General features: G+C 61.7%; 10 protein-coding genes. All 10 read right to left on the bottom strand.

Annotated elements, in window-relative coordinates; all coding sequences use genetic code 11:
* Window positions 1–12: 12 nt before the first annotated feature.
* A complete protein-coding gene (locus PQG80_RS05330) occupies window positions 13–1029 on the bottom strand; it encodes a LacI family DNA-binding transcriptional regulator (RefSeq protein WP_271750180.1) in 1017 nt (338 codons plus the stop codon).
* A 170-nt stretch (window positions 1030–1199) separates the two neighbouring features.
* Entirely contained in the window at window positions 1200–2936 is a 1737-nt protein-coding gene (locus PQG80_RS05325) for a right-handed parallel beta-helix repeat-containing protein (protein ID WP_271750495.1), read from the bottom strand.
* Between the two features lie 118 nt (window positions 2937–3054).
* A complete protein-coding gene (locus PQG80_RS05320) occupies window positions 3055–4722 on the bottom strand; it encodes a type 2 periplasmic-binding domain-containing protein (protein ID WP_271750179.1) in 1668 nt (555 codons plus the stop codon).
* 48 nt (window positions 4723–4770) lie between these two features.
* Window positions 4771–5703, bottom strand: coding sequence for a carbohydrate ABC transporter permease (locus PQG80_RS05315; RefSeq protein ID WP_271750178.1), 933 nt, complete (start codon window positions 5701–5703; stop codon window positions 4771–4773).
* On the bottom strand, window positions 5704–6612 hold the full coding sequence (locus PQG80_RS05310) for an ABC transporter permease (RefSeq protein ID WP_271750177.1): 909 nt from the start codon (window positions 6610–6612) through the stop codon (window positions 5704–5706). It lies immediately after the preceding gene.
* A 181-nt stretch (window positions 6613–6793) separates the two neighbouring features.
* On the bottom strand, window positions 6794–8221 hold the full coding sequence (locus PQG80_RS05305; RefSeq protein ID WP_271750176.1) for a response regulator transcription factor: 1428 nt from the start codon (window positions 8219–8221) through the stop codon (window positions 6794–6796).
* Complete coding sequence (locus PQG80_RS05300; RefSeq protein ID WP_271750175.1) at window positions 8214–10004, bottom strand: sensor histidine kinase; 1791 nt, start codon at window positions 10002–10004, stop codon at window positions 8214–8216. The genes PQG80_RS05305 and PQG80_RS05300 overlap by 8 nt, the downstream gene beginning before the upstream one ends.
* Window positions 10005–10149: 145 nt before the next feature.
* Complete coding sequence (locus PQG80_RS05295) at window positions 10150–10431, bottom strand: hypothetical protein (protein WP_271750174.1); 282 nt, start codon at window positions 10429–10431, stop codon at window positions 10150–10152.
* A complete protein-coding gene (locus PQG80_RS05290; RefSeq protein ID WP_271750173.1) occupies window positions 10431–11624 on the bottom strand; it encodes an NAD(P)/FAD-dependent oxidoreductase in 1194 nt (397 codons plus the stop codon). Before PQG80_RS05290 ends, PQG80_RS05295 begins: the two co-directional genes overlap by 1 nt.
* 389 nt (window positions 11625–12013) lie before the next feature.
* Entirely contained in the window at window positions 12014–12160 is a 147-nt protein-coding gene (gene sda, locus PQG80_RS05285) for a sporulation histidine kinase inhibitor Sda (protein ID WP_334219807.1), read from the bottom strand.
* Window positions 12161–12198: the final 38 nt, after the last annotated feature.

Raw genomic sequence — 12198 nt, 5'->3', positions numbered from 1 at the left:
CTGCGTTTACCGTCAAGCCTCTGCCGCCGGCGCGGCCGTCGACTCGCGCACGATGAGCTCCGGCTGGATGACGATCCGCCGCGGGAGCGGGCCGGCGTCTTCCAGCCCGTCTCCGATGAGCAGCCCGAAGGCCAGCTTCACCATCTGCTCGATCGGTTGGGCGATCGTCGTGAGCAGCGGATTCGTCGCCGTCGACAGCAGCGTGTTGTCGTAACCGACGACGGACAGGAGGCCGGGAACCGGGACGCCGGCTTCCCTGGCCGCCTGCAGGGCGCCCACCGCGAGCAGCTCGTTGCTGCAGAACAGCGCCGTGGGCCGATCGACGCGCCTCAGCAGCCCTAGCGTAGCCCGCTTGCCCCCCTCGATGCTCGAGGCGCATGGCAGGATATCGCCGTCTTCAAGGCGGACGCCCGCCTCGAACAAGGAGAAGCGGAAGCCCCGTACCCGCTCCTGGCTGCTGCTTACCTTCAGATCCTCGGCCAGCACCGCCATCCTGCGGTGGCCGAGCGAGAGCAGATGCTCGGCGGCGAGCGTCGCGCCCCGGAAGTCGTCGGTGGCCACGCCGCTGACCGGCAGCCCTTGCACCTCGCGCGCGATCGTGACGGCCGGCAGCGGCTTCTCCGCGAGCTGCGCCAGGATATCGGCGCCGCCACCGGTGCCGATGAGGATGCCGTCGACGCTCTTCTGCTCCAGCAGCCGGATATAAGCCAGGACGCGGCCGTCCTGATTGTCCGTGCTGCACGTAATGACGCTGTACCCCGACGAGTGCGCGATATCCTCGACCGCCCGCGCGATCTCCGCGAAGAAGGGGTTGGCGACGTCCGGAATGAGCAGTCCGAGCGTATAAGTCTTTTTGCCCGTCAGCGCAGACGCGATGACGCTCGGCTGATAGTTGAGCCGATCCATCACCTTTAAGATTTCTTCGCGCTTCTTTTTGCCGATCTTGCCTTTGCCGTTGATGGCGTTGGAGACGGAGGCGATCGATACGCCAGCCTCTCTCGCGACATCGTATATCGTAGTCGGTTTCATAGACGCAGCCCCACTTCAATCGAATCAGAAAAGCGCGCGCGGGCGCACGCCTCGGGGCTATTATCCGATGATTGGACCGGCAATGCAAGCGCCGGCATCGACGCGACCGGCAGTTTGCGTCTCGCAAAAGCATTCTTAGGCACATTGTATACGCGGCGTTTCGCCGTTACCTATTTCGCAATAAAACGATTTTCCCTCACCTCGGTGCCGGCGCAACCGGTCACCCGAATCGTATCCTCCAACGCGCCGAAGCCCACCGGCACCGCCGCCGCCTGAATCTCGTTGCCGATAAAGGACACGTCCGCCGCCCCCTTCGCCTCCAGCACGACGGCGTCCCGCGTCTCGAAGCGGTTGCCGAAGATCCGGATATGGCGATGCACGGGCCGCTCCGCATCCGGTATGGTTACCGCAGGCGCAATTGCGATCACCGGGAACTCGGCGTCGCCGCATTCAATGAACAGATTGTCCCGTATCGTGAGATCGCGCACGGGCCCCGACTCGAACCAGGAGGAGGCGTCCCCTTCGACCAGGATCGCGCTCATCCGCATCCGCTCGAACGTATTGCCTTCGATCACGGCTCTGCGGCGCGTCGTGATCAGAATGCCGCGCGTCGGAATTCGGGCGAAGCGGTTGCCCGCGATGCGGACCTCCGGCGTCCACGTCGCGTTCTCGACGACGTCCTCCGGTCCGATGTCAGCCGGCGCAGGCTCGGCCAGCGTCAGTCTAATCGTACGATCGTCGATCCGCTCCGCGCGGTGGACCCTGCCGACCCCGAAGGCCGCCAACGAACGGCTGCGCGCGAACTCGATCTCGTCGCCGGGCCGGAATGCCTCGAAGCCGTAGCTCTGGGGATGCATGAACCGTACCTCGACCGCGTTCGGCGCAGGTCTGCCTACCATCCGCAGATAGGTGCCGTGAATGTTGATCGCGTCGTCGTGGGCGCCGGCGAACCGGCTGTCCGAGACCTCGATCCGGCCGCGGCAGCCCATCAGATGGATGCAGTCGGCGAAGGCCGCGGCCGTCCTGCCCGATTCCGGACGCGGCGCCAGCTCCATCCGCGCGAAGGTGAGATTCTCGCTGTATTGACCGACGATGCCGAGCCCGTGCATGAAATGCATGCCGACCCCGTCCATGACGACATCGCGGCTGTTCAGCAGGAAGGCGCCGACCTGGTCGCGGATACCGTCGCGGCATTGCAGGACATAGCCGGGCATCATCCCGGCCAGCGTCCCCGCCGAAGATTCCGCATCGTCGAAGCGCAGCCGCACCTGGCGCGGTCCGATCGCCTCCGCCGAGGACGCCGACTCGATCAGATTGTCGATACGCCAGGTCGTATCGAGCGCCGGATCGTAGACCTGCATCGGCCCTTGATGGAACCGCCAGCCCTCCCCGATCCAATACAGCTTGCCATCCTCCATGATGCATCGGGAATCAGGATGCACCTCGAGCTCCAGCCATCCGTCGCCGACGCCGGTCACCTTCGCCTCCGTCACCGTCGGCACCGCGTAGTCCATGCGGACATTTCGGATCGCGACCCGTGCGCAGCCGTCAAGCGCGAGCATGGTCTGCTTCCCATGGAAGACGAACAGCGCGCCCTGACCGTCCAGCGTCAGATCCCGCACGCCTTTCATATAAATTCCGATCGTCTTCGTGATATCCGGGTTCTCCGACTCGCTGGCCGTATTCGTTATAAAATAAGGCACGCGAGCGGCGTTCTCCGCATTGAAATCGTATCGGCCCGGCCCGCAGGTCAACAGCGCCGGTCCGTCCGCTCCCGCGGCCGCCTCGAGCGCCCGCCGCATCGCCGCCGCCGTATCCTCGCCCGAATCCGGCCGCGCGCCGAAGTCCTCGAGCCTCCACGTAACACGCCCCGTATCCGCCCGCTCCATGTCCGGCCCCTTATTCATCTCGCTCAACCTCGCTCACTCCGCTTCCATACGTCGCTCTCTCTAGCCGCTTGCCGGCTTACATGCGCAAGCAAGGAAATGCCCGCCCGGGTATCCGGCAGGCATTCCCTCGACCGCTTTACTTGCCTTGCTTCGCCATTTCCGCCGTCACTTCCGAGATCGCCTGCTGCAGCCCCTTGCCGTCGTAGCCCTTGACGATGTCGTGCCACATCTGGACCGGATCGTCCTTGCTCAGGATCACGCGGGTGAAGTCGTCGTCGAAGTTGATGGCCGACAGCTTATCCTTGGCCGGCGTCGACATCGTGAAGATCTCGAACGCCGTCGGGATCGGCTTGGCATTCGTCATCTGCCAATTCAGCTCGTCCTGGACGAACTGCACGACGTCGTCGCCCTTGGCGGCTCTGTTGATCGGGGAATCCTCGATCGCGCTCGCATTGCGCCACATCGCCAGCTGCGAGATGATGTCCATCGACGGATATTCCTTCTTCAGATCGATGAACGCATCGCCGTCCTTGGGACGCGTGATCGTGTATTGGTCGCCGCTCTTGGTGAAGTCCTTGCCCTCGATGCCGTAGTCGAACAGCTCCTTGCCCGCCGGAGAGAGCAGCCAGTCGTAGATGCGCAGGATGCGGTCGAGCTTCTTGTCGTCGACGTCGGCGTTAATCATCGTCTCGGACCACCACGAATTGGTCGTATGGCGATAGACCGTACCGTCCGCCGCCGGCCACAGATGAAGAATTTTCACGTGATCGAAGAAGTTCTGGCCCGGATTGTTCTTTTCCCACTCCGCCCGGATCCCGGTCGCGCCGCCCACCGAGTCGACGTTAAACGCCAGCGCGCCCGCTTTGTTCTGATAAAATTTTTGGTTGGCCTCGCCGGCCTTTTCGACCGCGAAGTCCTTGTCGAGCGCGCCGTCCGCATACAGCTTGCGGGCTTGCGCGACGACATTGTCCATCTGCTTGGACGCGTAGAACGGGATCCACTTGCCGTCCTCCTGCAGCCAGCTCTGATTGCCGAACTGCGGGAAGGTCGGGACGAAGACCGATTTGAAATAGCCGAGCGTGTTCATGACGATGCCGGCCGTGTCCTGTTTGTTGTTGCCGTCCGGGTCCTTGGTCGCGAACGCGGTCAGCATCGCTTCGAACTCGTCGAACGTTTTCGGATCCTGGATGCCCAGCTTCTCCATCCAATCCTTGCGGACGTAGATCGCGCGGTCGACCGCCCACATGTCGGTGTTGGGATACGTCATCCGCGGAATGGCGTAGAGCTTGCCGTCGCGGTAGATGCCCTGCACCTCCGGCGCCTTGGCGACCTTCTCGACGTTGGGATAAGCGCCGAGGTCGTCCGGCAGCGCATGGACGAGACCCTGCTTGACCCACTCGTTATAGGTGGCGGGGTTGTCGTTCGTGATGCTGTTGGTGATGATGTCGGGCAGCTGCCCGGCGGCGGCCCATACCTGGGCTTTCTCCTTATAGTTGTCCCAGCCGATATCCATCGGCTTCAAGGCGACGTTGAAGTCCTTCTCGAGCTTCTGCAGGATCTCGTCATGCTTCTCGAAGCCGACGCCGATGCCCCACCACGAGACGGACAGGTCCAGATGCTCCGCATACGGATCGGCATCCACGGCAGGCGAAGCCGAGGCGGACGACGACGCATCGGCGGAAGCCGCGGCCGGCGCGGAGGCCGAAGCCTGCTCATTGTTCGAATTGTTGCCGCATCCCGCGAGCACGGAAGCCAGCATGACGGCGGATAGCCCGGCAGAACCCAGAAGCTTCGCTTTTTTCATGTTTGTTGTCCCCTTCGATATTTTTATAATAAAAGCTTGTCGCTCTTACTACCCCTTGATCGAGCCGATCAGCACGCCCTTGGCGAAGTATCGCTGCATGAACGGGTACAGGCAGACGATCGGCAGCGCGCTCACGACGAGCACCGCCATCTTGAGCATCTCCGGGTACAGGCCCGAATCCTGGAAACGGACGCTGGTCGTGATGCCGGACAGCACCTGCGCATAATTCGTGAGCAGCTCGCGCAGCAGCGCCTGCAGCGGCAGCAGGTTCACGTCGGTCATGAACAGCACGCCGTACCACCATTCGTTCCAGCGATCGACCGCGTAGAAGAGGGCGATCGTGGCGATCATCGGCTTGGAGACGGGAAGCGCGATCTTGTAGAACACCTGGATGTCGTTCGCCCCGTCGATCTTCGCGGACTCCTCGAGACCGGCCGGCAGCGTGCGGAAGAACGCGATGCAGATCATCAGGTAAAACGTATTGACCGCCACCGGCAGCACCATGACCAGCAGGTTGTTGATAAGATGCAGGTTTTTCATCGTCAGGTAGAAGGGGATGAGGCCGCCGTTGAAGAACATCGTGAAGAGGATGCCCGACATGACGATTCGCCGTCCCGGATACCCTTTCTTAGATAGCACGTAGGCGCCCGTCAGCGTGACGATCAGGTTCACCGAGGTGCCGACGACCGTCACGAACAGCGTGACGAGGAACGCCTTCAGGAAGCGCGGCTCCTGGAAGATGTAGCTGTAAGCCGTCGTCTTGAACGTCGTGGGGATCAGATAGACGACCTGCTTGGAGACCGCCGCCGAATCGCTGAACGACATGATCAGGACGTTGTAAAACGGGAAGAGCGTACATACGGTCAGCAGAATCAGGATGGCGTGGATGGCGATGTCCGCCCAGCTTCGCTTCCTGCGCCTGCCGGCGGCGGACGCCGTCTCGGGCCCGGAGCGTCCCGCGCTTGTCGTCTGCGTCTCCATCTATACCAGCCCCTCTCCGCCGAGTCTTTTGACCATGTAGTTGGCGCCGTACAGCAGCGCGAAGTTGAGTACCGCCTTGAACAATCCTACCGCCGTCGTCACCCCGAAGCTCGAGCCGTCCGAGAACGCCGCCCGGTACACGTAGGTGTCGATAATATCTCCCGTCGCATACACGCCGGGATTGTACAGATTGAAGATCTGGTCGAACCCGCCGTTCATCGCGTTGCCTACGGCCAGGATCAGCAGGATTGCCGCCGTGCCGCGGATCGACGGCCAGGTGATCGCCCGCAGTTGCTGCCAGCGTCCGGCGCCGTCGACGCGAGCGGCCTCGTAGAGCTCCGGATTGATGCCCGCGATGGCGGCCAGGTAGATAATCGCGCTCCAGCCTACCTCCTTCCAGATATTGGACAGGAAGACGATCGGCCGGAACAATCCCGGGTCGGTCATAAAGGTCTGCTTGTCGAAGCCCAGCGCCGCGACGATCTGGTTCAGCACGCCGTCGTTGCTCAGAAAGTTGAACATAATGCCGCTCACGATGACCCACGAGATGAAGTGCGGGAACGTGTAGACGGTCTGGTAAAACTTCTTCAGCTTCTGCCGGACCACCTCGTTGATCAAGAGCGCGAGGGCGATGGCCGCCGGAAATTCCAGCGCGATCCGTCCGACGCTGATGATGATCGTGTTGCGGAACGCCCGCCAAAACTCGCTCTGCTTCACCAATTCCTCGAAGTTGCTCATGCCGATCCACGGACTGCGCAGGATCCCTTCCCGGATGTGGTATTCCTTGAATGCCAGCAGAACGCCGTACATCGGGAAGTATTGAAACAGCGCGTAGAACAATACCGTCGGAAGGAGCAGGATGTACAAATAGCGGTTTTTGTAGATTTCCTTCCCTAATCTCTTTTCCATTGCGTACCTCCCGTAAGCGCTGCCATTGCTCCGGCCTTTATTATCTCGCTCCGGCGACGCGGGGGGTATGCACGGGATTTATGGTTTTGCATTGAATTTGGAAGCGCTCGCAGGAAAAGAAAAAACCTTCGGCGAAGGTTTTCTAAAAATCGTCCATAGATTCGCTAAAAATCGTGCATGGTCAAAAGGGCTGGACGGTCGACTCCCTGTATTGGGACGGCGTCTGGCCGGTGAGCTTCTTGAATAGCCTGGTGAAGTAAAAGTAATCTTGGTAGCCGATCTTGGCGGCGATCTCCTGTACGGAATCCCCGGTCTCCCGGAGCAGCTCGCAGGCATTGCCGATGCGCAGTCTGGCGACGTAGGCCGTGAACGTCTCGTCCACTTCTTTTTTGAACAGCTGGCTGATATAGCTGGGATTCATAAAAAACTGCTCGGACAGCCCCTGCAGCGACAGATCCTCCCGGTAATTCAGGGTCACGTATTGCAAGATCGCGTTAAACGTCTGGTTGCGCGTCTCCGGCACCGGCGCGTCGCTCTGCCTGAGGTATCGCGTCGAGACGGCCGCCAGGCCCGCCAGCATGGCATGCACGTCGGCGAACGCCTGGACGAGCTGCTCGTAACTGTACAGCGCCGTCTCGGTCCGCCCCAGCTTGAACAGATAAGAATTCGTCATGTTGTACACCTGGAAGGCGTGCCGGATCGACAAGCCTCCCTCCCTGAACAGCGATCCGATGCGGTCGAAGGCGGCGAACAGCGCCTGGCCGTTTTTGTCCTCGACGGCCTTGCCGACGTCCAGCATGCAGGCGTTAAGCGCCTCCTCCTGTCCGGGTCCGGTCTCGTAGACGCCGCTGCGCCCCGCGACGAAGCGCTGATGCGCGGCGATATCCGCATCCGCGATCGCCTCCCGGATGGCGCGCCAGTCGGACACCGGACGACCGATGCCGATGCCGGTCACGCCGTCCGGCATCCCGGCCTCCCAATCCGCGCGGGCGGCCTTCACTTCCTGGACGCCGGCCAGGTAGGCGGTCTTGGTCGCCCCTGTCTTCAGACGGAAGACGGCGCCCGCGAGTCCCGGAGGCTCCCCGCCCCCGATCGCGACGACCGGCACGACGCCGGCGGCGATCCGCTCCATGAGCCCGCGCTCCCGCAGCTCCCCGAGCAATCTGTCCGCCACCTCGGGATCCGGTTCGTCAAGAAGGCGCAGCAGCGTCTCGGCGGGAACCGCGCCGCGGGCCTCGCCGAGCTTGGCCGCCAGCTTGACGAGCACGCCCGCGATCTCGAGCTCGTCGAACGGCTTCAGGCAATAGGCGACCGCGCCGTAGGCCAGCGCCTTCTGGGCGTACGCGAACTCCGCGTAGCCGCTGACGACCACGAACTGGATCGGCTCCGGGAGGTTCCGGCCCCTGCGGATGAGCTCCAGCCCGTTCATCTCCGGCATGCGGATGTCGGTGAATACCACTTCCGGCCGCAGCCGGCCTATCGTCGCCAGCGCCTCTTCGCCGCTGGCGGCTTGTCCGACCACGCGGAAGCCGTAGCGCTCCCATTCGACCAGATCCTTCAGACTCTCCACGACCCAGCTCTCGTCGTCGACGAGCAGCACCTTAAGCATCGTTATCCCTCCTCTCGCGGGCGAACCGCAGGCGTATGTGCGTCCCTCCGTCCGGCGAGCTGTCGATCGACAGACCGGACAGCGGGCCGAACGTCAACGCCAGACGGTTGTTCACGTTGACCAAGCCGATGCTGCGGCGCCCGTCCGCATCCTCCGGGCTCCGCGCGGGATCCAGCAGCATGCGCCGCAGCGCCTCCAGACGCTCCGGCGGCATCCCGACGCCGTCGTCCCGCACGTCGACGATCAGGTCGCCCGCCTCGTCGATCCTGCCCACGATCTCCAGCGCGCAGTGCCGCAGCGTCGGCTCGACGCCGTGGTAGATCGCGTTCTCCACGAGCGGCTGCAGGATCATCTTGGGCACGACGCGGCCTTCCGCCTCCCGCGCGATCCGGTAACGCACCGTGAACCGGTCCGCGAACCGGATCTGCTGGATGCGCACGTACGCCTCGACGATCCGGACCTCCTCCGACAGCGGCACGGCATCCGCGCCCTTAATGCTGTACCGGAAGATGCTGGACAGCGCGCGCGTCATCGTCTTGATCTTGTCCTGGCCGCTCACGGCCGCGATGCCGGTGATCGCCTCGAGCGTATTGTACAGAAAATGGGGATTGATCTGGCTGCGGAGAAAAGCGAGCTCCGACTTTTTGCGCTCCAGCTCGGTGCCGTACAGCCTGGCGTTCGTCTCCAGCAGACGCTGCGTCAGATGCTCGATCTCGTCCAGCATGCCGTTGAACGCCGAAGCCATGATGCTGACCTCCAGGTAGCCCTTGAGCGAGATGCGCTTCCTGAACTTCAGATCGTCGCCGCTGCCCGCCGTCGTCATGAAAAAAATCATCTTTTTAAGAGGACGCAAGATGTTGTTGATGATGAACATGAAAGGCACGGCCAGCACGAGCAGCCCGATCGAGAGAATGATCAGCTCTTGCTTACGGATATCGAGCAGCTCGCGCAGCAGCGCGTCCTTGGGCGCGGCGCTTAAGATGCTGGCATCGACGCCCGGCAGGCTCTCGGTCTGAACGACGTACTGCTTGCCCTGCCACTTCAGGGATTGAATGCCGTTCCTCGGCAGCCTGTCCGTCAGATCGGCGAGCTGGCTGCCGGTCTCCCGATCCGTATTGCTGGCGATGATCTTGTACGAACGGTCGAGCAGATAGATCTGCGTATGGGTCTGCTTGAGCGTATAATCCTGCTCCCCCGCGAGGGACGCGGGATCGACGATGAAGTAGAGCGTACCGACTCTCGTGTTGAAAAGCTCGCCTTGCTGCACGTAGTAGATCGTCGTGGCGAACACCAGCCCCTGGCCCGAGCCGTACAGCGTGCCGAATTGGCGCATGTCCACGTAATAGGCGTTGGACTTGTCGGGCAGTTCGCCGTTCAGCTCCGCGGCGTAACGGCTGCCGCCGTTGATGTCGATCGCGGCGCCGTTGTCGCCGGAGACGACGATGTCGAGGATTCCGTCCTTGAGCTCGCGCTGGCTGGTGAGCAGCCGGCTGATCTCCTTGAACATCTCGTACCGTCTCAGCTCGTTCTGCTCCACCAGGAAGCTCTGGACGTCGGCATTATACGAGATCGTCTGCATCAGCCTGAAAAGAACGTCTCCGTTGGAAGCGACGTTCTTCTTGATCTCCGCGATCGTCTGCTTGACGTATTCTTCATGATTGCGGGTGATCATCCCGGACATGGTCGCGTACGTATGCAGGATGATCACCAATAGGACGAGAATGGCCGATCCGGCCAGAATCAAGAGCTGCGAGCGGATCGACAGTCTTCTCAAGAAGGCCATGCGGTCTCATCTCCCCGATAGCATGACTGCAAGTACGGCTTATTATCAGCGCCGCGGTCCCGCTTCGTCAAGCGGCCTGCGAACGCAGAGCAGGCCGGCTCCGAAATGAATCGGAACCGGCCTGCCCATGCGGCGCCCTGCGCGCCTAGTCGTCTTCGTCGTCCATCGCCGCGCGCATCTGCGCTTCCCACTCGGCGCGGCGCCGTTCTTCCAGATATTCCTGCGTCATCCGGTCGCGCTCGCGGCCTTTTTCTTTGAGCCGCTCGATGCCCGGCTGGATGAGCAGGTCGACTTCGGCCTGCACCACCGCCGACAGATCGTATCGCTGCTGCGTCTCGAGGTACCCGCCGACGTCCATCAGCGCGTTGTACCGGTCCAGCTCGTCCCGCGTCAGCAGCCCGCGCACCTGCACGCTGCAGTGGCGCATTAGAGGAACTTGCCCTTGCGGAGCACGAGCGGGATGCCGCCGATGATGAACAGGTATCTCAAGTCGATCGCCTTCTTGAGCCAAGCGGCCATGCGGCCCTTGTACTTCTTGCCGAACGCCATCCCGATCGCCTCGCCCTTGCCGAGCGACGCGACGGTGCCCTTGTTGCTGAACGAGAAAGGCTTCAGCGACTGGTTGCGGATCGAGGCGACGAGATTATGCGCGCAATTCACGCCCTGCTGCATCGCGATCTGGGCCGTCGGCGGATACGGACGTCCCTCCGGGTTGAACATGAGCGAGTTGTCGCCGAGCACGTATATGTTCTCGTGGCCCGGCGCGCGGAGATGCTCGTCGACCTTGACCCGTCCGCGCATCGTCTCGAAGCCGGCTTCCTCGATGAGCCGGTTGCCGCGGACGCCGCCGGACCAGATGACGGTCTGCGACTTGATCTCCTCGCCCTCGCCGACGATGACGCCGTCGGCCGTGCATTCCTTGATCGCGGTGCCGATGCGGAAGGTGACGCCCTTCTTGCGGAGCACCTCCATCGCGTATTCGACCAGCTCGGGATCGAAGCCCGGCAGCGCGCTTGGCGCCGCCTCGACGTTGATGATCTTGACCAGCGAGCGGTCCACGTCGAACTGCTTGCACAGATCCGGCACGCGGTCCGCCAGCTCGCCGATGAACTCGATCCCGGTGAAGCCGGCTCCGCCCACGACGAACGTCAGATAGTCCGTGCGGTGCGGCTCGCGCTTGTAGCGGGCGAATTGATATTCGATATGCTCGCGGATGAGCCGGACCGAGTTGATGCTGCGGATCGTGAACGCGTTCTCCGCCATGCCCGGTATGCCGAACGTCTCGGACTCGCCGCCGAGCGCTATGATCAGATAATCGTAGGATAACGTGCCGTCCTCCAGGATGACCTTGCGGTCCTGCGGGCGGATCTGGACGACCGTCGACTTAACGAAGTCGATCTTGAACTCGTCGATGAGCTTGGAGATGCTCACGCGCGCGTTGTCCGGATGGTCGGTCCCGGCAGCAGGCATATGGAGATGGGTCGTAATATAGTGATAATCGTGTTTATTGACGAGCGTCACGTCAGCTTCATTATAATTAAGCTCTTTTTGGAGCCGCAGCGACGTCAGGACGCCGCCGTACCCCGCGCCTAGGATGACGATTTTGGGTATACTGCTCATGGGATCCCATCCAATCCAGTTTGGTGTTCAACATGTGAAAAAATCCACAATGAAGATAGGCATATTTGTCTCTTTGCCTCAAAAGAATCATATCGGCTTTACCCTTTCATTTCAAGGTTCATTGTTACAAAATCGTTTGGACTTCTCCACAAATTTACCCTGTTGCAGCTGGGTTTATCCCGTATCCGGCGGAACGCGGCGGCCGGGAGATTCGAGCCCGCGCCATGAAGTTCGGACATCCCGGTTCTAAACGCGCGCCCCGGCTCATTAATAATAAAAAGGCATCCGTCGCCTCTCGACCCTGGAGGGCCGAATAAGCGCGGATGCCTGTACTGGCGGATCACGCGGATGACTTCTATAAGATGGTATCGGCGACGGGCGGCATCGTTCTACTTCGCCAGCCGTTCTTCCTTGACCGGCAATTGCCTGCGACGGATCTCTGCTTGCAGCAAATAAACGAATTCCCTCTCCAGCTTTAAGCGGACGGCATGTTGGTAAGCTTCGAGCAGCAGCTCATCCGACAGTAACGGCAACATGACCTACACCCTTTCTTAGGCAGGCTATCTTGCTAGAA

It is taken from the genome of Cohnella rhizoplanae, assembly GCF_948329515.1.
Classification (GTDB): domain Bacteria; phylum Bacillota; class Bacilli; order Paenibacillales; family Paenibacillaceae; genus Cohnella; species Cohnella rhizoplanae.
The sequence above is the reverse complement of the archived record's forward strand: the minus strand, read 5'-3'. Positions and strand labels throughout refer to the sequence as shown.

Coding starts and splice junctions, on each gene's coding strand:
- PQG80_RS05325 (WP_271750495.1), bottom strand. CDS start 2,936: ATGAATAAGGGGCCGGACATGGAGCGGGCGGATACGGGGCGTGTTACG.
- PQG80_RS05315 (WP_271750178.1), bottom strand. CDS start 5,703: ATGGAGACGCAGACGACAAGCGCGGGACGCTCCGGGCCCGAGACGGCG.
- PQG80_RS05295 (WP_271750174.1), bottom strand. CDS start 10,431: ATGCGCCACTGCAGCGTGCAGGTGCGCGGGCTGCTGACGCGGGACGAG.
- PQG80_RS05305 (WP_271750176.1), bottom strand. CDS start 8,221: ATGCTTAAGGTGCTGCTCGTCGACGACGAGAGCTGGGTCGTGGAGAGT.
- PQG80_RS05330 (WP_271750180.1), bottom strand. CDS start 1,029: ATGAAACCGACTACGATATACGATGTCGCGAGAGAGGCTGGCGTATCG.
- PQG80_RS05310 (WP_271750177.1), bottom strand. CDS start 6,612: ATGGAAAAGAGATTAGGGAAGGAAATCTACAAAAACCGCTATTTGTAC.
- PQG80_RS05290 (WP_271750173.1), bottom strand. CDS start 11,624: ATGAGCAGTATACCCAAAATCGTCATCCTAGGCGCGGGGTACGGCGGC.
- sda (WP_334219807.1), bottom strand. CDS start 12,160: ATGTTGCCGTTACTGTCGGATGAGCTGCTGCTCGAAGCTTACCAACAT.
- PQG80_RS05320 (WP_271750179.1), bottom strand. CDS start 4,722: ATGAAAAAAGCGAAGCTTCTGGGTTCTGCCGGGCTATCCGCCGTCATG.
- PQG80_RS05300 (WP_271750175.1), bottom strand. CDS start 10,004: ATGGCCTTCTTGAGAAGACTGTCGATCCGCTCGCAGCTCTTGATTCTG.